Here is a 20,589-nt window from a genome sequence, read left to right on the forward strand (position 1 = left end):
TGGTGGGGGGGGGCGCGCGTTTGGCGCCCAGTGTTGACGGGGGGGGGGGGGGGTTGGGGGTTTGGTGGTGGGGTCCGGGGGCCCCCCCGCCCCGCTCCTCCTTCCGCCCTGCCGCTACCCGACCACCGCCGACCGGGCGGCGGACGGCGTGGCGCTCTCCGGGCGCACGACGGCGTCCGGCTCGAACGGTCCGTCAGTCGTCGCCCCGTACACCAGGTGGGGCGGCTGCGCGGCGAACAGCGGAGGTGCCGGAAGCGTGAACCAGACGACCTTCCCGGCCCCGCCCCTCGGGTGCACCCCCCAGCTCTCGCTGACCGCGGCGATCAGGGCGAGCCCGCGCCCCGAGGTACTGGACGCGGTGGCCTCGCGCACGGTCGGCAGGCGGGGGTCGTGGTCGTGGACGGACACCGTCAGCCGTTCGAGCAGCAACTCGATCTCGACGGTGCATGACTTGTCCGGCTGGGCATGCCGGTGGACATTGGTCAGCAGTTCGGTGACGCCGAGCGCCGCATGGTCGATCAAAGGATCGAGATGCCAGTAGCGCAGCTGTGCCGAAACGATTCTGCGGACCTGACCGATCCGCGACGGCAGGGCCTGGAGCTCCACCGTGCAGTGCCTGCTTGGCTCGCTGATCACGGCTGCGACTCCCCGAAATAGGTCCGGAAGAAGACGGAGGAACGGCGCCGGCAGACATCCAGCCGCTGAGTCCGGCCAGACGTTGCGGATCCGCGTGTCACCGCCGGTAAACCATGAGTGACGTGTGACCAATGTCGCTCAGGGGTCACGGGTCCGCAACTCGCGGTGCGCCCTCCCGGCGGCGCCGCCCCGTCAGATCATCCGGCTGCCCGCACTGCGCAGCGTTTCGAGGAACCTGCGCGTGGGCCCCGCCGTGTCCGGACCGTGATTGCGCTGCCCCATCGTCAGCCGGTACCGCGTCCCGTTGAGACGTGCCACGGCCGCACCGGCCCCGGCGAACCACGGCCTGCCCGCGCTGACCGCCACCACCGGGGCGCTGTCGATCTCCCGTCCGTAGCTGGTCAGCAGGGCCAGCCTGCCGTCCTTGACGATCACCTGCCCGGCCGTGGTGAGCGAGCGGGCCCACCGCTCGATCCGCACCCCCGTCGCGCTGAACTCCGTTTCCGGCATGGCCGCTTCGCCCCCTTCGTGGTGTCTCTGATGGGCAGTCTGCACAACCCGGGAGCGACGCGCCAGGCCCCGTCACGGCGCAATGTCGCGGCTGCCCGGTCCGTCGGGGCCAAGGCGGAGCTATGGGACATCAAAGTGAACGTTTCTGCAGGTAGGGGGAATATCGTTGACCGGCAGAGTCCGGTGACACGAGGAGGAACGCGCTGATGGGTACCAGTGAGCACGCACATGGCGGCCGGGCCGCGGCGACCATCGACATCGACCGTTCCGACCCCGAGTACCGGGCCTGGCTCAACGAGGCCGTACGCAAGGTCCAGGCCGACGCCAACCGCTCCGCGGACACCCATCTGCTGCGCTTCCCGCTCCCCGAGGCATGGGGCATCGACCTCTACCTCAAGGACGAGTCGACGCACCCCACCGGCAGCCTCAAGCACAGGCTGGCCCGCTCGCTCTTCCTCTACGGGCTCTGCAACGGCTGGATCCGGCCCGGCAAGCCGGTGATCGAGGCGTCCAGCGGATCGACGGCCGTCTCGGAGGCGTACTTCGCCAAGCTGATCGGTGTGCCCTTCATCGCCGTGATGCCCCGCACCACCAGCCCCGAGAAGTGCCGGCTGATCGAATTCCACGGCGGCCGATGTCACTTCGTCGACGATTCGCGAAGGCTGTACGAGGAGTCGGCGACGCTGGCCGCCGACACCGGCGGCCACTACATGGACCAGTTCACCTATGCCGAACGGGCCACCGACTGGCGCGGCAACAACAACATCGCCGAGTCGATCTACCAGCAGTTGAGGCTGGAGCGCTACCCGGAGCCGACGTGGATCGTGGCCACAGCCGGAACCGGAGGAACCTCGGCGACCATCGCCCGCTATGTGCACTACATGCAGTTCGACACCAGGATCTGCGTACCCGACCCGGAGAACTCCTGTTTCTTCGACGGCTGGACCCACCACGACCCCCTCGCCACCAGCGACTGCGGCTCCCGGATCGAGGGCATCGGCAGGCCCCGGATGGAACCGAGCTTCGTGCCCGGGGCCATCGACCGGATGATGAAGGTGCCCGACGCGGCCAGTGTCGCCGCCGTGCGCGCCCTGGAGAAGGCCATCGGCCGGAAGGCGGGCGGTTCCACCGGCACCGGGCTGTGGAGCGCGTTCAAACTGGTCGCGGAAATGGTCGGGCAGGGCGCCACCGGCAGCATCGTCACCCTGATCTGCGACCCCGGCGAACGCTACCTCGACAAGTACTACTCCGACAGTTGGCTCGCCGCACAGGGCCTGGACATCGCCCCGTACACGGAGACCATCGACTCCTTCCTGCGCAGCGGTGACTGGCCCGGATAGGACCGGCCCGGACAGCCGACGGAACGGGGTTTGCGCGGTCCACGGCCGCTTTCAGGCCGTGGGCCCGGCCAGCCGTCCGTCGAGCGCGCGCACCGCGTCCCGGAACGCCCGTCCCACCCCCGACCGGCCCAGCCGCAGCGCCAACCGGAAGAGCGCGGAACCGTCCGCGGCGAACGTCCACCGCACCCGCGTCCCGGTCCCGGCGGGGGTGAGCCGCCACTCCTCCAGCAGCGCCCGCGGACCGGGGGCGTTGGACTCGTCGACCCGGTAGGCGTACCGCTCGCCCGGCTCCGTCGCGAGGATCGTCTCGCGCAGTACCGTGCCCCCCTTGAGGCGGACCTCGCGCCCCGTGCCCGCCCGGGTGGGCCGGGCCGCCGTGACCGAGGTGAACCAGTTCGGCCAGCCCGCCACATCGTCCGCCAGCGCACGGTAGACCTCCTGCGGCGGCGCGGAGACCTCGGCGGCGAAGACCAGTCGCAGTGGAGCGGACTCGACGAAGTCGAGTTCCACGGAACGGAGTCGACGGAACACGGATCGCACCTCCCATGCGGCCGGCGGCGGACGGTTCGCGCACACCATAACTGACATGCCATCAGATGTCGTTGCCTGCGAGGGAGTTGGCAGGCCCATCGCTATGGGACCGCACGCGCGGCCGCGGTGATGTTGCGGGCCATCCCGCCGAACACCACCGAGTGGAACGGCCATACGCTCCACCAGTAGGCGTGGCCGAGCAGTCCGCGCGGATGGAACAGGGCCCGCTGTCGGTAGACCGTCCGCCCCTGTTCGTTCCGGTCCACCGACAGTTCGAGCCAGGCGGGACCGGGCAGCCGCATCTCCGCGCGCAGCCGCAGCAGCTCACCGGGAACGATCTCCTCCACGCGCCAGAAGTCCAGGGAGTCGCCCACCCGCAGCCGCTGCGCGTCCCGCCGCCCGCGCCGCAGTCCGACACCGCCGACGATCCGGTCGAGCCAGCCCCGCACGGCCCAGGCGAGCGGGAAGGAGTACCAGCCGTTCTCGCCGCCGATGCCCTCGATCACCCGCCAGAGCGCGTCCGGCGCCACCGGCACGGTCAGTTCCCGTTCGTCGCGGTAGAGACTGCCGCCGGACCAGTCGGGGTCGGTGGGCAGAGGGTCACTGGGCGCACCGGGCACCGCAGCGGACGACCAGCGGGTGTCGACCCGGGCGTCCTTGATCCGTTGGAGCGCCAGCCGCAGCGCCCGTTCGAAGTCGATGGATCCGCCGGGCGGGGCGGGCACATATCGGTCGATGTCGTGCTCGCGACAGACCACTTCGTGGCGCAGCGACTCCGCGAGCGGCCGGGCGATGGAGGGCGGTACGGGAGTCACCAGTCCGATCCAGAGACTGGAGAGTCCCGGCGTGAGCACCGGTACGGGAAGGATCACCCGATGCGGCAGCCCGGCGACCTCGGCGTACCGCCGCATCATGTCCCGGTACGTCATGACGTCCGGACCGCCGATGTCGAAGGTGCGGTTCACCTCGGCAGGCAGGCGCGCACAACCGACGAGGTACCGCACGACGTCCCGTACCGCGATCGGCTGGATCGATGTGCGGACCCAGCTCGGGGTGATCATCACCGGCAGCCGTTCGGTGAGATGGCGCAGAATCTCGAACGAGGCCGAGCCCGATCCGATGACGACCGCCGCCCGCAGTGCGGCCGTCGGCACCCCGGAGTCCAGCAGGATGCGCCCCACCTCGGCGCGCGACCGCAGATGCGGTGACAGCTCCCGCTCGGGCACCCCGGCCGGGGTGAGCCCGCCGAGGTACACGATCCTGCCGACCCCCGCGGCCCGCGCCTGTTCGCCGAAGATCCGGGCCGCCTCCCGGTCCTTCTCCTCGAACCCCGGTCCCGAGCCGAGCGCGTGCACCAGGTAGTAGGCCACGTCCATGTCCCGCATCGCCGCGCGCACCGAAGCGGCGTCGAAGACGTCCCCCTCGGTCACCTCGACCCTGTCCGCCCACGGGTGGTCACGCAGCTTCCGCGGGGTCCTGGCCAGCGCGCGCACCTGGTGACCGGCGTCCAGGAGTGCGGGTACCAGCCTGCCGCCGATGTACCCGGAGGCACCGGTCACCAGGCAACGCAGCGACGTGTCGCCGGAGGGTTCGCTCACCCGGCCGAGTTTTCCACCGGACCGCCGCACGGGGCCCGGTGGATCACTCCGAACGGCGGCACACGGGTCACCCGCCCACGCCGGGTTACCGACACGGGCCGGCCGGACGGTCCAGCATGCCGTCGAGCACCCGGCCGAAGACCCGGCGGCCCGCCGCGGTGATCAACGGATCGACCCATGGGGGCAGCAGCCGGACTCTCAGCTCCTCCACCCACACCACATGGGACCCGGAGTCCGTGGGATACACGTCGATCGACGCCTGCCCCAGCACCAGGGAACCGCGCTTCACCAGTCGGCACAGCCCCGCCCGACCGGCGGCGGGCGGCGTCCACCGCACCACTTCCATGGGGTCGTCGAACCCCAGCGCGCCCACACCCGTACGCGCCACGAAGACGGTCCCCGTCCCGGTCGGCGGTCCCGTGCGGACGGTGATGGTGGTCAGCGGGACGTGCGCCGCGTGCCGTTCCCAGTCGGTCACCCGGCGCCAGGCCTCGGCCGTGGGGAGATGCGTGAAGCGCTCGATCCGGAAGACGGCCACACGACGATGCTAAGGGCTGCCCCCGTCACCCCTGGTGGATCAGCGCGCGGCGTCCGATGCGGTGCATCGCAAGGCGAAGGGGGCGTCCGCACACCGGATGCGTGCGGACGCCCCGACAACGCGGCGAGGTGCCGTAGCCGTCGTCGTGCGCCCGCCAGGGGATACGGGACGGCACCTGGGTCGTGCGCCGCCCGGTCCAGGACGAGCGGAAACGGCACACCACCCGACGCCTCAGGAGCCGCCGTCCTCGATCCCGCCCGTCACGAGCAGGCCCGGCAGGTGCTCCTCGATCTCCTCGCGGGCAGCGGCCGACAGACCCGCATCCGTCACGAACGTGTCCACCTGCGCCAGGGTGGCGAACGAACTCAGGCCCACCGTGCCCCATTTGGTGTGGTCGGCGACCACCACCACACGACGCGCCGACTGCACGAAACGGCGGTTGGTCTCGGCCTCCGCCAGATTCGGCGTCGAAAGACCCGCCTCCACCGAGATCCCGTGCACCCCGAGGAACAGCACATCGAAGTGGAGCGAGGCGATCGCCTGATCGGCGACCGGACCGACGAGCGAGTCCGACGGAGTCCGTACCCCGCCGGTGAGCACCACCGTGGCGGCCCCGGTCCGCACCCCGCCCGCGGCCCCGGACCGCTGCGCGGAGTGGAACACATCCGCGACCCGCACCGAGTTGGTCACCACGGTCAGATCCGGTACGTCCAGCAACCGCTGGGCGAGCGCGTACGTCGTCGTACCGCCGGAGAGCGCGATGGCGCTGCCGGGCACGGCCATCGCCGCGGCCGCCCGCGCGATGTCCTCCTTGGCGGTCAGCTCCAGAGCCGACTTGACCTCGAAGCCGGGCTCGTGCGTACTGGCCTCGACCACCGGAACGGCCCCGCCGTGGACCTTCTCGATCAGACCCTGGCGGGCCAGCGCGTCCAGATCCCGGCGGACGGTCATGTCGGAGACGTTCAGCTTGCGGGTCAGCTCATTGACCCGTACCCCGCCACGCCTGCGCACCTCGTCGAGGATCAGGGCGCGCCGCTGCTCCGCGAGCAGGTTCTGATTCTCGCTCAACGCCGGTCCCGTCCTTCCCACTGGCCGCGCGACAGTCTCTCTTCGGACGGGGTCATCCTGCCACGCGGTGTCGTAGGCCGTCGCACTGGGGAGATTCCGTGAGAGCGGTGCATACACCCGCCCGCTTCCATGATTCTGGTGACTGTGCATCAGCACATCCCCCCACGACCGAGAGCGAGTCACTCCAGTGCCACCTGACACCCAGGCCCCGCAGAGTCCGGGGCCCGCGCTGGAACTTCTGGTCCATGGCGTGGGCGGTGCCACCCCTCAGGAGATGCTCGACGATCCGCGTACGGTCCGGGTCACCGGCGACGCGACCGCCGCCATCTACCGGCGGGCCGAGGACACGGACGCCGAGCAGCACCCGGAGCGGTACCGCGACCGGCCCGTCGCCGAGGCCTACTGCTGGTCCAACCTCACCTCCGGCAACGGCTCCCGCGCCCTGTGGCTGCTGCTGCTCCCGTTCATGGTCGTGAACCTCGCCCACTGGATGCGCCCCACCGCCCGCGCCCGGACCCGCGCGGTACGCCTGTACGGCGTCGTCGTCCGGCTCGTCGCGCTCAGCCTCACGGTCCTGCTGACCGCGGCGGCCTGCGAGGTCGCGCTCGATCTGACGGCCTGGCAGTGCGCGGGCGTGCCGGACTGCTCGAACCAGCGGTCCTGGCTGGGCTTCCTTTCGACCGCCCAGGGCGGCTGGTGGTCACAGCCGGGCCGGCGGCTCGCCCTCGCCTCGCTGGTGCCCACTGCCGTGGTGGGGCTGCTCTGGTTCCTGTCGAACCGGACCTGGAGCGCGTACGAGTCACAGCGCCCGCTCACCGGGTCCGAGCCGGACGACGTCGACCCGGAGACCGGACACGACCTGAGTACGCCCGGCACCGTTCCCGGTGGGCGGCCGGCCCTCGGCCGGCCCGGATTCTGGTACGGCCGCCGTCTGGTCGCCCGGCTGCGCGCCGCCCATACCGCCGCCGGATTCCTGACCGTCGCCGCGTCGGTCGCGGGCGCCGCGGCCCGCCACGACCGCGCCGTCAGCGGCCCCGTGCCCGGGATCCTGGGCCGCCTGATCGAAGCGGCACTGGTCCTGGGCGCGCTCGTGGTGTTCTGGGTCGTCTGCCGCCGCGGCCGGAGTGAACGGCGCCTCGACAACCGGCTCGACCAGGCCCTCATCACCTATCTGCCCGGCGCCGCGCTCGCCCTGCTCGTCCTGGCCGCGGTGTACGCGTCGTGGTCGCGCCCCGCCTGGGTGTCGGAGGGCGCCCTGCCGGGGGACGTCGCCTTCAGCGTCGTCACCCTCGGCCAAGGAGTGCTCGTCGTCGTCCTCGCGGGGGTCTCACTGGGCCTGTACCGCCGCACTCCCGAACCCCGCACCGTCATGTACGGACTCGGCGGACCGGTCGTCGCCATGCTCGCGTGCGCCCTCGGCGGCGTCATGACCGGCGGGGTCGCCCAGCGCGTCGCCGACTGGCTCGACGGATCCGGTACCCCGGGCATGGGCAGGGGTACCGCCATCGAGGGGCCGCCGGTGCTGCTCAGCTGGCAGGCCTCGGTCATTCCCGTGCTCCTGGTACTCCTGGCGATTCCCGCCCTCCTGCTGCTGGTGCGCACCTGGCTCGCCGCCCGCGCCCTGGAACCCGACATCGACCGGGAGTACGGGCAGAAGCGGCCGGACCCCGCCAGGACCCGGCAGATCGCCCGGATCAGGGCCACGGCGGCCCTGACCGACTCCGCGCCCTGGATCCTCGGCCCGGTCGCCGGAGCCACGCTGCTGCTCGGCGCCGCGGCGGTCGGCGGGGCCTGGGTGAGCGGCGAGGTGCCCGGTCTGGCGCTCAAGGGCAGCGGCCCGTTCGCCGAGGCCGTGGCCGAAGCGGCCCAGTTCACCGGCTCCTGGATGATCGGATTCGGGTTCATACTCTTCGTCACCTGGGGGCGGCGCGCCTACCGCGACGCCTCCGCGCGACGCACCATCGGCATTCTGTGGGACGTCGGCACCTTCTGGCCGCGCGCCGCGCACCCCTTCGCTCCGCCCTGCTACGCCGAGCGTGCCGTCCCCGATCTGGCGTCACGGATGTCCGGCTGGACCGGACTGACCCGTGGCCGGCTGGTCATCTCCGGCCACTCACAGGGCAGCGTCCTCGCGGCCTCCGCGGTCTGGCAACTGCCCGCCGAAACCCGGAGCCGGGTCGCGCTGCTCACCTACGGTTCGCCGATCGAGCGGTTGTACGGGCGCTGGTTCCCGGCCTACTTCGGCCCCGTGCCGCTGCACGGACTCCACCGGTCCGTGCACTGCTGGCGCAACCTGTGGCGGGCCACCGACCCGATCGGCGGCATGGTCAGGCTCGACGAGGGACCGGGGCCCGAGGTGGACCGGGGGCCGCTGAAGGACCCGCTGGTCTACGGCCGGACCCCCGAACACCCACTGCCCGAACCCGTTCTGGGGCACTCGGACTATCAGGCGGACCCGGTCTTCGCGGAGGAACGCGCAGCGCTGCTGGACCGGCTCGCCCCGGTCCTGCCCCGCCAGGTGGACGGGGCACAGGCGCCGAAGGCCCCACGGTCTCAGGGGAGATCCGGCAGATCCTCCGGGTAGAGCAGGCTGAGGTCGTCCGTGCTCGGCTCGGCGAGCTGGGCGACCCGGCCCGCGTGCCGCTCCACCATCGATTCGAAGGTCTGCCGGGCCGTGCGGCCGTTGCCGAACGCCGGGCCCTTGGGCAGCTCGGTGAAGTACTTCAGCAGCGCCTCCCCGGTCCCGGGGGCCAGGCTGTACTCGTGCTCGTCGGCCTGCTGCCCGACGATCCGCAGCAGTTCGGCGGGCTCGTAGTCGCTGAAGGTGATGGTCCGTGAGAAACGTGACGCCACACCGGGGTTGATGGTGAGGAACCGCTCCATCTCATGGGTGTACCCGGCGACGATGACGACCACCGCGTCGCGATGGTCCTCCATCAGCTTCACGAGCGTGTCGATCGCCTCGCGGCCGAAGTCGCGGCCGGAGTCCTCGGGCGACAGGGCGTACGCCTCGTCGACGAACAACACCCCGCCGCGCGCCCGGTCGAAGGCCTCCTGGGTGCGGATCGCGGTCGAGCCGATGTGCTCACCGACCAGGTCGACGCGGGACACCTCGATGAGATGGCCTCGCTCCAGCACCCCGAGCGAGGCGAGGATCTCGCCGTACAGCCGGGCCACGGTGGTCTTGCCGGTGCCGGGGGAGCCGGTGAAGACGAGATGGCGCCGGACCGAAGCGGCCTTGAGCCCCGCCTCCTGACGCCGGCGGCCCACCTCGATCATGTCGGTGAGGGCACGCACCTCCCGCTTGACGCTGTCCAGGCCCACGAGCGCGTCCAGCTCCCCGAGGACGGCGTCCGAGGCGCGTACCGGCTCGGCGGCGGGCACCTCGGAGGGGGAGGGCTCGACGGCGCGCGGCCCGGGGACCGCGCCGAGCAGCCCCGGGGGCGACTGGGTCGCCGTCAGTACGGCGGGGGCGGGTGGAGCGGGGGCGCGCAGCGCGCTCTCGTCGCTCGTGCAGTCCTCCACGACGGGCCCCGATCCCTGACCGTCGCCGCCCTCGGCGAACTCGTAGCCACCACGGGCGCACCGCTCGGTGCGGCAGCGGGTCAGCGTCGTACGGCAGCCGTCCATCACGTGGAAGCCGTAGCCCTCGCTGCCGGTGACCCGGCAGCTGTGGAAGGTGCCGCGTCCCTCGGCGGAGACGTAGAAACCGGCCTCGGCGGGCGAGGTGACCGTGCAGCGCTCGATCATCGGGTCGGCGCCCTTGGTGACGATCACTCCGGTCTGTGCCGCGTCGACGGTGCAGTTGTTCAGCGTGCCGCCGCTGCCGTGATCGCGGAACCAGGCGCCGGTGGACGCCTCGCGGATGCGGCAGTCGTCGAGCTGGGCGGTCGCCCCGTCGCTCACCGACACCGCGGTGTTGCGGATCTGGGAGAGATCGCTGTCCACCACGTCGGCGCGCGATCCCCGGTCGAGCACGAAGATGGCGTCGGGCACGTCGTGGACCCGGCAGGAGTCCAGTATCACGGTCGCCCCGTCGCTCACCCAGACCGCCGGGTAGTCGCCGGTACTGTCGTAGATCTCGCACTGGTTGGCGTCGACACGGGTGCCGGGATCCCAGACGGAGAGGCCGTTGCGGCCGAACCGGCGGACGGTGGAGCGGGTGAGGGTGAGGACCGAACGGGAACGCAGGTCCACCGCGTTCTCCGGGATGTCGTGGATGTCGCAGTCGGCGAGCGTCAGCACGGCGTCGGTGTCGAGGGTGACGCCGTCCGCCGAAGTGCGGTGCACCGTGCAGTCGGTGAGGTGGGCGGATCCGCGGGCGGTCACCTGTATGCCGCTGCCCTTGATCTCGTACACCTCGCAGCCGACGGCCTCCAGACCACTGCCCTCGCCGGTGATGTTCAGCCCCGCGCCCGACGCATGGTGGACCCGGCACCGCTCCAGCCGCGGATGCGCTCCGTCGCGCACCGAGAAGCCGGCCTGGCCGGCCGATACGACCTCGCACTGCTCGAACACGCCGCCCGCACCGTCGAGTACGGCGATGCCGGCGCCGGCCGGATTGTCGACCGTGCAGCGGCGCACGGTCGGCCGGGCCGCACCGCGCACCTCGATCCCGGCGGCCGAACGGGTCACGATCCGCAGATCCGCGAGCTCCGGGGCGCCGTCCTCGACGAGCAGTGCCGGAGCAGTCGAGTCCTGCCCTTCCACGTGCAGGTCCGAGACGACCGCGGAGGCGCGGACGGTCAACGGCACGCCGTCGACCGGAGCGATCCGCACGGAGCCGACCGACCCCTCGGGACCGCGCAGGGTCACCGCGCGGTGCAGGACCAGATTCTCCCGGTAGGTGCCCGGCGCGACGGTGAGGACGTCACCGTCCGCCGCGGCCTCCAGGGCTGCGGTGAGGGAGGCGTATTCGCCTGTGCGGCGCCGCCACCGCGATGTGCCGGTGTGCGTCACCTGGACCGTGCCCTGTGCCATGGCGCTGTTGTGTCCCCGCCTCGTGCGTGTGTGATGCCCGGTCACCGGCCTTCAGGCAGCGGTGAACCCCGGGCCCGCCCGCCGAGGAAGGGGGCGGGCCGGTCCACCGTAGCGCGCGCGGCGGGCGGGAGTTGACCCGATCAGCAGCCGATCAGCTGCCGGTCCCGGTTCTGCCCCAGTCGGGACCGGCAGCTGCCCAGGCCAGGTCGATCCGGTTGTACCGCTTCCGCACCATGCGCCAGACGATCAGACGCCGGCCTCCCTCGACCAGTCCGACGGCGAGCAGCGTCACCCCGAACCCGGCCAGCGCCGCATGCGTGCGCGCCGTGGGCGCGTCCATGGGGCGCGGCGTGGGGCGGCCGTCCAGGTCGGTCCAGATCTCCACGACGGCACCGGGACGGGTCTTCCGGGAGAGCGTGCTCACCGTACCGTGCCGGTTCGTGCCGTCCGGAGCCTTCCATCGCGCGACCACCAGGGTCTGCGGGCCGCGCTCCGAAGGCACCTCGGAATCGGTGACGAAGTGCGGCGCGTCCGGTGCCCGGCGCACCACGACCGCGGTCGTGGCGTGACGCTGTGCCTGCTGGGTGCGCACCGATTCCTGCAGGGCGTCGTCGGTGAACGACCCGCACACCCAGCCCAGCGCCGGTGCCACCAGCACCATCAGCAGCAGCGCCGCAAGAGCCACCCATGCCTCGCGCCGGTCGGTGGCGCGGCGCAGAGGATTGCGTCGCCAGCGCCACACGCCCGTAACCGCTCGCACAGTCCCGCACCCCCTTCCGTATCCCTCTTGACCCGATACGGCACGCTTCGCGCGCTGAAGCGGCGAAGAGAGAGCAACATCACCCCGCCCAACGCACGGACCACCCCCGTGAGTTCCCCGTGGACCGTCGGGGCTGACGGTCCGTCCGGGGCGTGCGTGCGGCGAGGAGGGCCGTTCGGCCCGGTGCGGGAACATCGAGGTCGTCGGCGAGTCCCCATGGCTCGGCGACGACCTCGATGCGACCGTGCGTGACGACCGGCTCAGTACCCCCGGCCCTGGTAGGGGCGGTTGTACGGGTCCTCGTAGGGGGAGGGGGCCGGGGCGGGCCGCGGTGACGCCGGGCGCATGGCCTCGTACCCGGTGCCGGGCGCGGGCCGTTGCTGCTGCTGCGGCGGCGGATAGGGCGCCTGGTACCCGCCGCGGGCCGCGGTCGGCTGCTGCGGGATGTACGGCGCCGGGGCGTGCTGCAGCTGTGCGGGCTGCATCGGCGCGTAGCCCTGCTGCGCGGGCTGCGGGTGGCCGTACGAGGGGTTGGGCTGGGAAGGAGCCGCGGGAAGAGCCGGCAGCGCCGCCGGGAGGGCCGGCAGATAGCTGTTGCCGGTGTCATAGGCGGCAGGCACTCGGATCGGAGCGATCTGAGGGGTGCCCCGCTCCGCGACCAGGGAGTCGTAGATCGGAGTGTCGGGGAACGACGGGGCGGCGTAGTAGCCGCCGCCGTAGGTGGAGCGAGGGGAGGTCATGACACCTAAGTTAAGCCCACGATGTGCTGGTTGGGGAGCCCGATAAGAGGGTTGTTTTACGTGTTGTGAGTGAACCTCGTTCCCCAATGCGAGCGAACTTGGGAAAAAAGGGCGTACGGAGGCGTTGGGTTCGTGTAAAGGGCGAGTTCCCAGCGGGTTACCGAAGGATCGCCGGGCGGTGGACGTACCGCTGTGGGCCCCGTGGCGCGCAGGGGATTAGGTTGTCGGAGAAAAGCCTTCGGGCAGCCGGACTCGCGATGGGGGCGAGCATGACCATGCTAAAAGGAGCCAATGTTCCGGTGGCGGCTCGGGCCGTGCGGGTCGAATTGGGGTGGCGCGCCCTTCCGGGTACACCGGATGTGGACGGCTCGGCACTCCTTCTCGTGTCGGGAAAGGTGCGCGGCGACGCCGACTTCGTCTTTTACAACCAGCCGTCCCACGCGTCCGGAGCGGTTCGTCACGAGGGCAAGCGCACCACCGCCGACGGGGTGACGGACACTCTCGCCGTCGATCTGGCACGCGTCGAGCCGGCCGTCGAGAGCGTCGTCCTGGCGGCCTCCGCGGACGGCGGCACCTTCGGTCAGGTGACGGGGCTTCACGTACGGGTCATGGACGCGTCGAACGGCTCCGAGATCGCGCGCTTCGACAGTGCCGACGCGACGGTCGAGACCGCCTTCATCCTGGGGGAACTCTACCGGCGCCAGGGCGCCTGGAAATTCCGTGCCGTCGGCCAGGGTTACAGCAGCGGGCTCGAAGGTCTCGCGACGGACTTCGGTATTTCCGTCGATGAACCGCAGAGGCCTCAGCCGTATCAACAACCCCAAACACCTCAACAGCCCCAGGGAGGGCCGAGGGTTGACGATCTGCCCCTGCCGCCGCCGGTTCTCCCGCCCGCGCCGCCGACGGCGCCCCCCGCACCTCCTGCCGCCCCGCCGGTCCGTCTGTCGAAGGTGACGCTCACCAAGGAGGCGCCCTCGGTCTCCCTGGCCAAACAGGGCGGTACCGCGGGAGTCCTGCGGGTCAATCTCAACTGGCAAGTGCGCAAACAGTTCAAGGGCTGGGCCAGCAAACTCGGCAGAGCGGTCGCCGACCATGCGGACCTCGATCTCGACCTCTGCGCCCTCTACGAACTCACCGACGGCCGCAAGGGAGTCGTACAGGCACTCGGAAACGCGTTCGGCGCACTCGGGCAGCCCCCATTTATCCATCTCGACGGAGACGACCGCACCGGCGCCGTCGCCACCGGTGAGAACCTCACCGTCAACCTCGACCAGAAGGACAAGTTCCGCCGCGTCCTGATCTTCGTCACGATCTATGAAGGAGCCCGGAGTTTCGCCGATCTCCATGCGACGGTCACCCTCCGGCCCCAGCACGGTGCTCCGATCGACTTCTCGCTCGACGAATGCACCGTCCCGTCCACCGTCTGCGCGCTCGCGCTCCTCACCAACAACGGGGGAGACCTCACGGTGCAGCGTGAGGCCCGATATCTCGTACCCGAGCGCGGAGTGAGCCCGCAGCGCACCATCGACTACGCCTACGGGTGGGGCATGAACTGGACGCCCGGCCGTAAATGACCCCCCGGGCGTCCGGTGGGCACTGCGGTCATCGGCCCACGGCCGACTCCGCTCACCGGTCCGGTGCGGCCTCGGGACGGGCGTACGTGCGCCCCTTCCAGGCCGCGCCGCGCCCCCGGTGGTGCTGCACCGCCGAATCGACCGTCATCAGCAGATAGAGCGCGGCGGTGAACGGCAGCAGCGGCGCCAGCCACAGCGACTGCCGGTAGTAGCCGAGCATGGGCATGTACGTGCCGGTCATCACCGCCCACGCCGCCCCGCCCGCCCACGCCGCCACCGGAGCACCGCCGAGCAGCCCGGCGACGAGTGTGACCGGCGGCGCGAGATAGACCAGCGCGAGCCCCAGGACCGTCCCCAGGAGCAACGGCGGACTGTGCCTCAACTGGGCGTACGCGCTCCGCGACACCATCCGCCACAGATCCGCCAGGCACGGATAGGGCCGCACGCTGTCCACCCGTTCCGCCAGCCCCAGCCAGATCCGCCCGCCGCCGCGCCGCACAGCCCGCGCCAGCGACACGTCGTCGATCACCGCCTGCCGGATCGACTCCGGCACCCGGGCCCGCTCCGCCGCTCCGGTCCGCAGCAGCACACACCCGCCGGCCGCCGCGGCCGTCCGGGCACCCGCCCGGTTCACCCACCGGAACGGATAGAGCTGCGAGAAGAAGTACACGAAGGCCGGGACGACCATCCGCTCCCAGGCGCTCGACACTCTCAGCCGGGCCATCTGCGAGACCAGGTCGAATCCGCCCGAGACGGCGGCGGCGACGAGTTCCCGCAGGCTGTCCGGCTCGTGCGCGATGTCGGCGTCCGTCAGCAGCAGATACTCCGGCTCCCGGGCCCGTGCCATCGAGATCCCGTGCCGCACGGCCCACAGCTTGCCCGTCCAGCCCGGCTCCGGCTCACCGGGCGACACCACCGTCACCGGCAGCCCCCCGTACCGCACGGACAGTGCCCGGGCGACATCGCCGGTGCCGTCCTTGCTGCAGTCGTCGACGAGGAATATCTCCGCGACCCCCGGATAGTCCTGGGCCAGCAGGGACGGCAGGCTCACCGGCAGCATGTCCGCCTCGTCACGCGCGGGCACGACGATCGCGACGGAAGGCCAGTGCTCCGGGGCCTCCCTGGGCGGCAGCCGCTGGTCGGTGCGCCAGAAGAAACCCTGTCCCAGCAGCAGCCACACCCACGCGGCCAGCGAACCCACGGCGATCCAGGCAACGGCACTCATTTGCCGCAGTCTGCCCCACTGTGAGGGAATCGCAAGGGCGGTCGACTAAGGTGACCGGGTGAAGATCGCGCTCATGGACTCCGGAATCGGCCTGCTCGCGGCCGCCGCCGCGGTACGCCGCCTGAGGCCCGACGCCGATCTGGTGCTCTCCTCGGACCCGGACAGCATGCCATGGGGGCCGCGTACCCCCGAGGACGTGACCGTCCGCGCGCTGGACGTGGCCCGAGCGGCTGCGGCCCACCGGCCCGACGCACTGATCGTCGCCTGCAACACGGCCTCCGTGCACGCCCTGTCGACGCTCCGCGCCGAACTCGAACCCGGACTGCCGGTCATCGGTACCGTTCCCGCCATCAAGCCGTCCGTCGCCGACGGCGTCCCCGTCGCGATCTGGGCCACGCCCGCCACCACGGGCAGCCCGTACCAGCGCGGACTCATCCGTGAATTCGCCGGCTCCGTCGCCGTCACCGAGGTCCCGTGCCCGGGTCTCGCCGACGCCGTGGAGCACGCGGACGAGGCGGCGATCGACCGGGCCGTCGCCGCGGCCGCCGCGCTCACCCCGCGTGACGTGCGGGCCGTGGTCCTCGGGTGCACGCACTACGAACTGGTCGCCGAGCGCATCCGTGCCGCCGTCCGGCAGCCCGGTCCGTCTCCCGTCGTGCTCCACGGTTCCGCCGATGCCGTCGCCGCCCAGGCGCTGCGCCGGATCGGGGTCGAACCCGCTCCGTCGGCCGAATCGACCGGAGGCATCACCGTGCTTCTCAACGGGCGTACCGCCCACCTGCCGGAAGCCGCTCTGGCCTATGCCGAGGGGCAGCTGCTGGGGGCCGTCAGCCCCGCTGCCTGAACCGGCGCGGGCCATCGGACCCATCCCCGGCGTGCGGGTTCTTGAGTACGCTGCCTGACATGAGGGACCACCCCCGAAAACCGAGGCACACCGGAGCCGATCCCCACTCCGAGGTCTGGATCGGCCGGGCCACCAACCGGGCCCAGTGGGTTCTCGCCGCCGCAGGAGCGGCCTGTGTGGCGCTCGGCGTCCAACTGGCCGTGACCTCCAACTGGACCTCCGGCATCGCCCCGCTGCTGATGTCCGTGATCGGTTGCGTCGCCGCCGGACTGCTCATGCTGTTCGGCACCCTCGCCTTCGTGAACGTGGCCGTCAGGGTCGACGGGGACGCTCTGGAGGTGCGCTGCGGCCACATGGGCCTGCCACGCCGCCGGATCCTGCTCACCCATGTGGTGGGCGCGGAATTCGCACCCCGGGTCACCCCGCGCCAGTGGGGCGGCTGGGGCTACCGCTGGCGCCCCGAGCAGGGCACGGCCGTGGTGGTCCGCAGGGGCGAGGGGCTCGTGCTCAGGCTCGGTGACGGCCGGACGTTCACCATCACGGTCGACGACGCGGAAGCGGGGGTGCGGTTCATCCGCGAGCGCCTGCACCTGAGGGCGACCGGCGCGACGGCCGGAGCCTGACCCGCGGCACGGTCCGCGGTCCCGGGGCACGGTAACGGCTCGGAGCAGGGTGCGAGGAGAGGTTCTGCGCCGTGTCACCCGCCCGCCCGGATCACCGAACGGTGCCGGCACCGTCCGGTTCATGAGTCCCGCGCGTACGGTCCTGACCGTCGTCAGCCGCGCCCGCCGTGCCCTCACCGATGGGGCCGCGGGCCGACGCGAGCCCCGCGAGCAGCCCCGCCCCCGCGGTCACCGGAGTGAAGCTCAGAGCGTTGCCGACACTCGCCAGCACCGCGAGTGCGGTGAGCGTGGCGCCGGCGGTCAGAACGACGGCCGTGCTGCGAGGCGAGCGCCACAGGACGTACAGCAGCCACCCGAAGGACGAACCCAGCAGCACCACTCCCGTCACCCCCTGCTCGGCCGCCTGCTGCAGGGGCGCCGAGTGCGGTTTGCCGTCGGAACGGACGGTCTGCTCCACGGTGGGGCTCAGCTCGGCGAACCGTCCTGGGCCGACGCCCAGCACCGGATGTTCGGCCGCCAGATCCGACGCGTCCTGCCACAGCAGCACCCGGTGCGCGGTGAGCGGACCCTCCAGGGACACCCTGAGGCCCTGGGGCAGCGCTTCCGCGGCGACCGCCCATGACGTGGCGACGACGAGACCGGTGGCCAGGGCGAGCCCAACGAGGCCGAGCAGCCGTTGTCGCATCCTGGCGGCGGCCAGCGAACACAGCAGCACCCCGAGTGCCGCGGCGAACCCGGCCACCGAGTGCAGCGCCGGCGCGGCGCAGGCGGTGCCGAGCGCGAGCAGTCGCAGGGTGAACCGCTGTGGTGCCTGCCGGGACGCCGCCGCCGCGCAGCAGGCGGCGCCCGCGGCGAGCACCAGCAGCGCGGCGGTGGCTCCGGCTTGACCGGGCGCCGCGTCCGTCGTCGCCGTGGCGCCGGGCATGCCGTGACGCGGGAAGAGCCCCAGAAGGAGAGCCCCCACGGCTACCACCGTGGCCGACGCCACCGGCAGCAGCGTTCCGCAGATCCGTCCGCAGGCGAAGCCCGCGGCGACGGCGAGCAGGGCCAGCAGGACACCCTCCGGGCCGGTCTCCCGTCCGGCGGAGCTGATCAACGACCAGATCGCGCAGGCGGCGAGGATCACGGCCCCGGCTCCGTCGGAAGTGTTGCCGCGCTCCCGCTCTCGGCCCCGCCCCGCTGGTGCAGTCGTCACGTTCGCCCCCGACCTGTGACCGTCTTGTTCGCGATCGGCCGGACACGGCCGATCGGTGGGGGGCTGGCGGACACGGTAATGCCAGCGGCCCGGATCTGTGCGGGAAAGTGGCGAAACGATCCGGCGCGAGGGGTTCCATCACGCGAGCGGGGCTGCCTGACACACGGCCGACCACCGTAGACTCCGCCGGGTGAGCGCCACCATCACCACAGTCGACGACCCGCAGCAGCCCGCATCCACCCCCGCGCCCCGGGGGAGACGGCTGACACAGCGGTTCGTACGGCCCGCAGCCGCCGTGATCTCCGGAGCGCTGCTCTACCTGAGCTTCCCGCCACGTCCCTTGTGGTGGCTGGTACTGCCCGGTTTCGCCCTGCTCGGCTGGGTGCTCCACACCCGCAGACTGCGCGCCGGGTTCGGCCTCGGCCTGCTCGCCGGGCTGGGCTTCATGCTGCCGTTGCTGCACTGGACGGGCGAAGAGGTCGGTCCGGTGCCGTGGCTGGCGCTCGCCCTGGCCGAAGCGCTGTTCATCGCCGTCGGCTGCCTCGGGATCGCCGCCGTCTCCCGCCTCGCCTGCTGGCCGGTCTGGGCCGCCGCGGTCTGGGCTCTCGACGAGGGGATCCGGGCCAGGGTGCCGTTCGGCGGCTTTCCCTGGGGGAAGATCGCGTTCGGGCAGGCGGACAGCGTGTTCCTGCCCCTCGCAGCCGTGGGCGGTACGCCGCTGCTGTCCTTCGCGGTGGTGCTGTGCGGATTCGGTCTCTATGAGGTGGTACGCCGGTTCCGCGGGTACCGCAGTACGGGCGAGCTGCCCCGGGCCGCCGTCGCCGCAGCCGCCGCGACCGTCCTCGTACCCGTCGCCGCCGCGTTCGCCGCCCAGCCGCTCGTGGACGACTCGGCCGAGGACGGCACCGCGACCGTCGCCGCGATCCAGGGCAACGTGCCTCAGCTCGGACTCGACTTCAACGCCCAGCGCCGCGCCGTCCTCGACAACCATGTGCGCCGCACGGAACAGCTCGCCCAGGACGTCAAGGCGGGCAAGGCTCCCCAGCCCGACTTCGTCCTGTGGCCGGAGAACTCCTCCGACCTCGACCCCTACCGGAACGCCGACGCCCGGATCCTGATCGACGACGCGGTGAAGGCGATCGGCGTGCCCACCGTGATCGGGGCGGTGGTCGAGCCCGACACCGGCAAGCTGCGCAACACCCTCATCCAGTGGGACCCGAAGAAGGGGCCCGTCAGCACGTACGACAAGCGGCACATCCAGCCGTTCGGCGAGTACATCCCGATGCGCTCCTTCGTCCGCCTCTTCAGTTCCGACGTGGACCGTGTACAGCGGGACTTCGGCCCCGGAAAGCGGGTCGGTGTCTTCGATCTGGCGGGTACGAACGTGGGGCTCGTGACCTGTTACGAGGCGGCGTTCGACGACGCCGTACGGGACACGGTCGAGCACGGCAGCCAACTGATCGCCGTACCCAGCAACAACGCCACTTTCGGGCGCAGTGAGATGACCTATCAGCAGCTGGCCATGTCCAGGGTCCGGGCGGTCGAGCACAGCAGGTCCGTCGTCGTACCCGTCACCAGCGGGGTCAGCGCGATCATCCGCCCGGACGGGACCGTCGTCCAGCAGACGAAGCTGTTCACCCCGGACGCGCTCGTGGACAAGGTGCCGCTGAGGTCCTCGCTGACGCCGGCGACCCGGATGGGCACGCTCCCCGAAGGAGTCCTCGCACTGATCGCCGTGGCGGGGCTCGGCTGGGTCACCGTGCGTTCGGTACGGCTGCGACGGAGCCGCTGATCCACTCGCGCGCCACGTAGGCTCGGGCCCATGGCTACTCCTGATTTCATCCGCGAGATCCGCGCCACCGCGGGCCAACAGCTGCTCCTGCTGCCGGGCGTCACCGCCGTGGTCTTCGACGACGAGGGCCGAGTGCTCCTCGGACGCCGTTCCGACACCGGCAAGTGGTCGGTCATCGGCGGTATCTGCGAGCCGGGTGAGCAGCCGGCGGCGACGGCGGAGCGCGAGGTGTACGAAGAGACCGCCGTGCGCTGTGTGGCCGAGCGGGTGGTCCTCACCCAGGCCCTGGCGCCGGTGCAGTACGCCAACGGCGACCGCTGCCAGTACATGGACGTCACCTTCCGCTGCCGGGCGACCGGCGGCGAGGCGCGCGTCAACGACGACGAGTCGCTGGAGGTGGGCTGGTTCCCGGTGGACGCACTGCCGTCGTTGAACGAGTTCTCGCTCTTCAGGATCAAGCAGTCACTGACCGACGAACCCACCTGGTTCGAACCCACCGCTCAGGGGTGACGACGGTGCCGTGGGGCGGGGCCCGGGGCCCCCCCCCGCCCCCCGGGCGGCGGCGGCGCCCCCGGGGGGGGGGGGGCCCGCCCCGGGGGGCGGCGCGCGGCGGGGGGCCGCCCCCCCCGCCGGCC

Annotated in this window: 18 protein-coding genes; 7 read left to right on the top strand and 11 right to left on the bottom strand. The window is 71.8% G+C overall.

Annotation, left to right across the window (positions count from 1 at the left end; translation table 11 throughout):
* Positions 1 to 114: 114 nt before the first annotated feature.
* Together ACIRP2_RS35600 and ACIRP2_RS35605 are read right to left on the bottom strand one after the other, a co-directional pair.
* Positions 115 to 636, bottom strand: coding sequence for an ATP-binding protein (locus ACIRP2_RS35600; RefSeq protein WP_404257746.1), 522 nt, complete (start codon positions 634 to 636; stop codon positions 115 to 117).
* A gap of 192 nt (positions 637 to 828) precedes the next feature.
* Positions 829 to 1,146: a hypothetical protein gene (locus tag ACIRP2_RS35605; protein ID WP_404257748.1), complete on the bottom strand. Its 318-nt coding sequence runs from the start codon at positions 1,144 to 1,146 to the stop codon at positions 829 to 831.
* 206 nt (positions 1,147 to 1,352) lie between these two features.
* On the opposite strand from ACIRP2_RS35605, the gene ACIRP2_RS35610 reads away from it, so the two are divergent.
* Positions 1,353 to 2,486, top strand: coding sequence for a PLP-dependent cysteine synthase family protein (locus ACIRP2_RS35610; RefSeq protein ID WP_404257750.1), 1,134 nt, complete (start codon positions 1,353 to 1,355; stop codon positions 2,484 to 2,486).
* A 51-nt stretch (positions 2,487 to 2,537) separates the two neighbouring features.
* Here the strand turns inward: ACIRP2_RS35610 and ACIRP2_RS35615 are convergent, their stop codons facing one another.
* From ACIRP2_RS35615 to ACIRP2_RS35630, 4 genes are all read right to left on the bottom strand, one after another.
* Positions 2,538 to 3,017 (bottom strand): SRPBCC family protein, encoded by a 480-nt coding sequence (locus ACIRP2_RS35615; protein WP_404257752.1) that lies wholly within the window; start codon positions 3,015 to 3,017, stop codon positions 2,538 to 2,540.
* A 101-nt stretch (positions 3,018 to 3,118) separates the two neighbouring features.
* Positions 3,119 to 4,615, bottom strand: a complete 1,497-nt coding sequence (locus tag ACIRP2_RS35620) for an SDR family oxidoreductase (RefSeq protein ID WP_404257754.1) — start codon at positions 4,613 to 4,615, stop codon at positions 3,119 to 3,121.
* Between the two features lie 85 nt (positions 4,616 to 4,700).
* Complete coding sequence (locus tag ACIRP2_RS35625) at positions 4,701 to 5,153, bottom strand: SRPBCC family protein (RefSeq protein ID WP_404257756.1); 453 nt, start codon at positions 5,151 to 5,153, stop codon at positions 4,701 to 4,703.
* Between the two features lie 231 nt (positions 5,154 to 5,384).
* Positions 5,385 to 6,221, bottom strand: coding sequence for a DeoR/GlpR family DNA-binding transcription regulator (locus ACIRP2_RS35630; RefSeq protein WP_404257758.1), 837 nt, complete (start codon positions 6,219 to 6,221; stop codon positions 5,385 to 5,387).
* Between the two features lie 274 nt (positions 6,222 to 6,495).
* Here ACIRP2_RS35630 and ACIRP2_RS35635 point away from each other — a divergent pair, with 274 nt between their 5' ends.
* Entirely contained in the window at positions 6,496 to 8,805 is a 2,310-nt protein-coding gene (locus ACIRP2_RS35635; protein WP_404257928.1) for a hypothetical protein, read from the top strand.
* Here the strand turns inward: ACIRP2_RS35635 and ACIRP2_RS35640 are convergent.
* From ACIRP2_RS35640 to ACIRP2_RS35650, 3 genes are all read right to left on the bottom strand, one after another.
* Entirely contained in the window at positions 8,775 to 11,201 is a 2,427-nt protein-coding gene (locus ACIRP2_RS35640) for a right-handed parallel beta-helix repeat-containing protein (RefSeq protein ID WP_404257760.1), read from the bottom strand. The two genes, ACIRP2_RS35635 and ACIRP2_RS35640, sit on opposite strands and share 31 nt — an antisense overlap.
* A gap of 151 nt (positions 11,202 to 11,352) precedes the next feature.
* Positions 11,353 to 11,961: a hypothetical protein gene (locus ACIRP2_RS35645; protein WP_404257762.1), complete on the bottom strand. Its 609-nt coding sequence runs from the start codon at positions 11,959 to 11,961 to the stop codon at positions 11,353 to 11,355.
* Between the two features lie 260 nt (positions 11,962 to 12,221).
* On the bottom strand, positions 12,222 to 12,701 hold the full coding sequence (locus tag ACIRP2_RS35650) for a DUF6643 family protein (RefSeq protein WP_404257764.1): 480 nt from the start codon (positions 12,699 to 12,701) through the stop codon (positions 12,222 to 12,224).
* Between the two features lie 257 nt (positions 12,702 to 12,958).
* Here ACIRP2_RS35650 and ACIRP2_RS35655 point away from each other — a divergent pair, with 257 nt between their 5' ends.
* Positions 12,959 to 14,275, top strand: coding sequence for a TerD family protein (locus tag ACIRP2_RS35655; RefSeq protein ID WP_404257930.1), 1,317 nt, complete (start codon positions 12,959 to 12,961; stop codon positions 14,273 to 14,275).
* 52 nt (positions 14,276 to 14,327) lie between these two features.
* Here the strand turns inward: ACIRP2_RS35655 and ACIRP2_RS35660 are convergent, their stop codons facing one another.
* The gene (locus ACIRP2_RS35660; protein ID WP_404257766.1) at positions 14,328 to 15,500 is read right to left on the bottom strand and encodes a glycosyltransferase; all 1,173 of its coding nucleotides are present in this window, start codon (positions 15,498 to 15,500) and stop codon (positions 14,328 to 14,330) included.
* A gap of 58 nt (positions 15,501 to 15,558) precedes the next feature.
* On the opposite strand from ACIRP2_RS35660, the gene ACIRP2_RS35665 reads away from it, so the two are divergent.
* Positions 15,559 to 16,344 (top strand): glutamate racemase, encoded by a 786-nt coding sequence (locus ACIRP2_RS35665; RefSeq protein ID WP_404257768.1) that lies wholly within the window; start codon positions 15,559 to 15,561, stop codon positions 16,342 to 16,344.
* 59 nt (positions 16,345 to 16,403) lie between these two features.
* Positions 16,404 to 16,967 (top strand): hypothetical protein, encoded by a 564-nt coding sequence (locus tag ACIRP2_RS35670; RefSeq protein ID WP_404257770.1) that lies wholly within the window; start codon positions 16,404 to 16,406, stop codon positions 16,965 to 16,967.
* A gap of 91 nt (positions 16,968 to 17,058) precedes the next feature.
* Here the strand turns inward: ACIRP2_RS35670 and ACIRP2_RS35675 are convergent, their stop codons facing one another.
* Positions 17,059 to 18,162: an O-antigen ligase family protein gene (locus ACIRP2_RS35675; RefSeq protein ID WP_404257772.1), complete on the bottom strand. Its 1,104-nt coding sequence runs from the start codon at positions 18,160 to 18,162 to the stop codon at positions 17,059 to 17,061.
* Between the two features lie 190 nt (positions 18,163 to 18,352).
* Between ACIRP2_RS35675 and lnt the strand changes: the two genes are divergently transcribed.
* Positions 18,353 to 19,954 carry an apolipoprotein N-acyltransferase gene (lnt, locus tag ACIRP2_RS35680; RefSeq protein ID WP_404257774.1) on the top strand — a complete coding sequence of 534 codons (1,602 nt, stop codon included), beginning with the start codon at positions 18,353 to 18,355 and terminating at the stop codon, positions 19,952 to 19,954.
* A 30-nt stretch (positions 19,955 to 19,984) separates the two neighbouring features.
* Positions 19,985 to 20,464, top strand: a complete 480-nt coding sequence (locus ACIRP2_RS35685; protein ID WP_404257776.1) for an NUDIX hydrolase — start codon at positions 19,985 to 19,987, stop codon at positions 20,462 to 20,464.
* The last annotated feature ends 125 nt before the right edge of the window (positions 20,465 to 20,589 follow it).

It is taken from the genome of Streptomyces sp. NPDC101194 (assembly GCF_044767885.1).
GTDB lineage: Bacteria > Actinomycetota > Actinomycetes > Streptomycetales > Streptomycetaceae > Streptomyces.

What these genes read in the sequence shown, in the direction of transcription:
- ACIRP2_RS35670 (WP_404257770.1), top strand. Translation starts at nt 16,404, where the DNA reads ATGAGGGACCACCCCCGAAAACCGAGGCACACCGGAGCCGATCCCCAC.
- ACIRP2_RS35655 (WP_404257930.1), top strand. Translation starts at nt 12,959, where the DNA reads ATGGGGGCGAGCATGACCATGCTAAAAGGAGCCAATGTTCCGGTGGCG.
- ACIRP2_RS35605 (WP_404257748.1), bottom strand. Translation starts at nt 1,146, where the DNA reads ATGCCGGAAACGGAGTTCAGCGCGACGGGGGTGCGGATCGAGCGGTGG.
- ACIRP2_RS35660 (WP_404257766.1), bottom strand. Translation starts at nt 15,500, where the DNA reads ATGAGTGCCGTTGCCTGGATCGCCGTGGGTTCGCTGGCCGCGTGGGTG.
- ACIRP2_RS35640 (WP_404257760.1), bottom strand. Translation starts at nt 11,201, where the DNA reads ATGGCACAGGGCACGGTCCAGGTGACGCACACCGGCACATCGCGGTGG.
- ACIRP2_RS35650 (WP_404257764.1), bottom strand. Translation starts at nt 12,701, where the DNA reads ATGACCTCCCCTCGCTCCACCTACGGCGGCGGCTACTACGCCGCCCCG.
- ACIRP2_RS35635 (WP_404257928.1), top strand. Translation starts at nt 6,496, where the DNA reads ATGCTCGACGATCCGCGTACGGTCCGGGTCACCGGCGACGCGACCGCC.
- ACIRP2_RS35610 (WP_404257750.1), top strand. Translation starts at nt 1,353, where the DNA reads ATGGGTACCAGTGAGCACGCACATGGCGGCCGGGCCGCGGCGACCATC.
- ACIRP2_RS35685 (WP_404257776.1), top strand. Translation starts at nt 19,985, where the DNA reads ATGGCTACTCCTGATTTCATCCGCGAGATCCGCGCCACCGCGGGCCAA.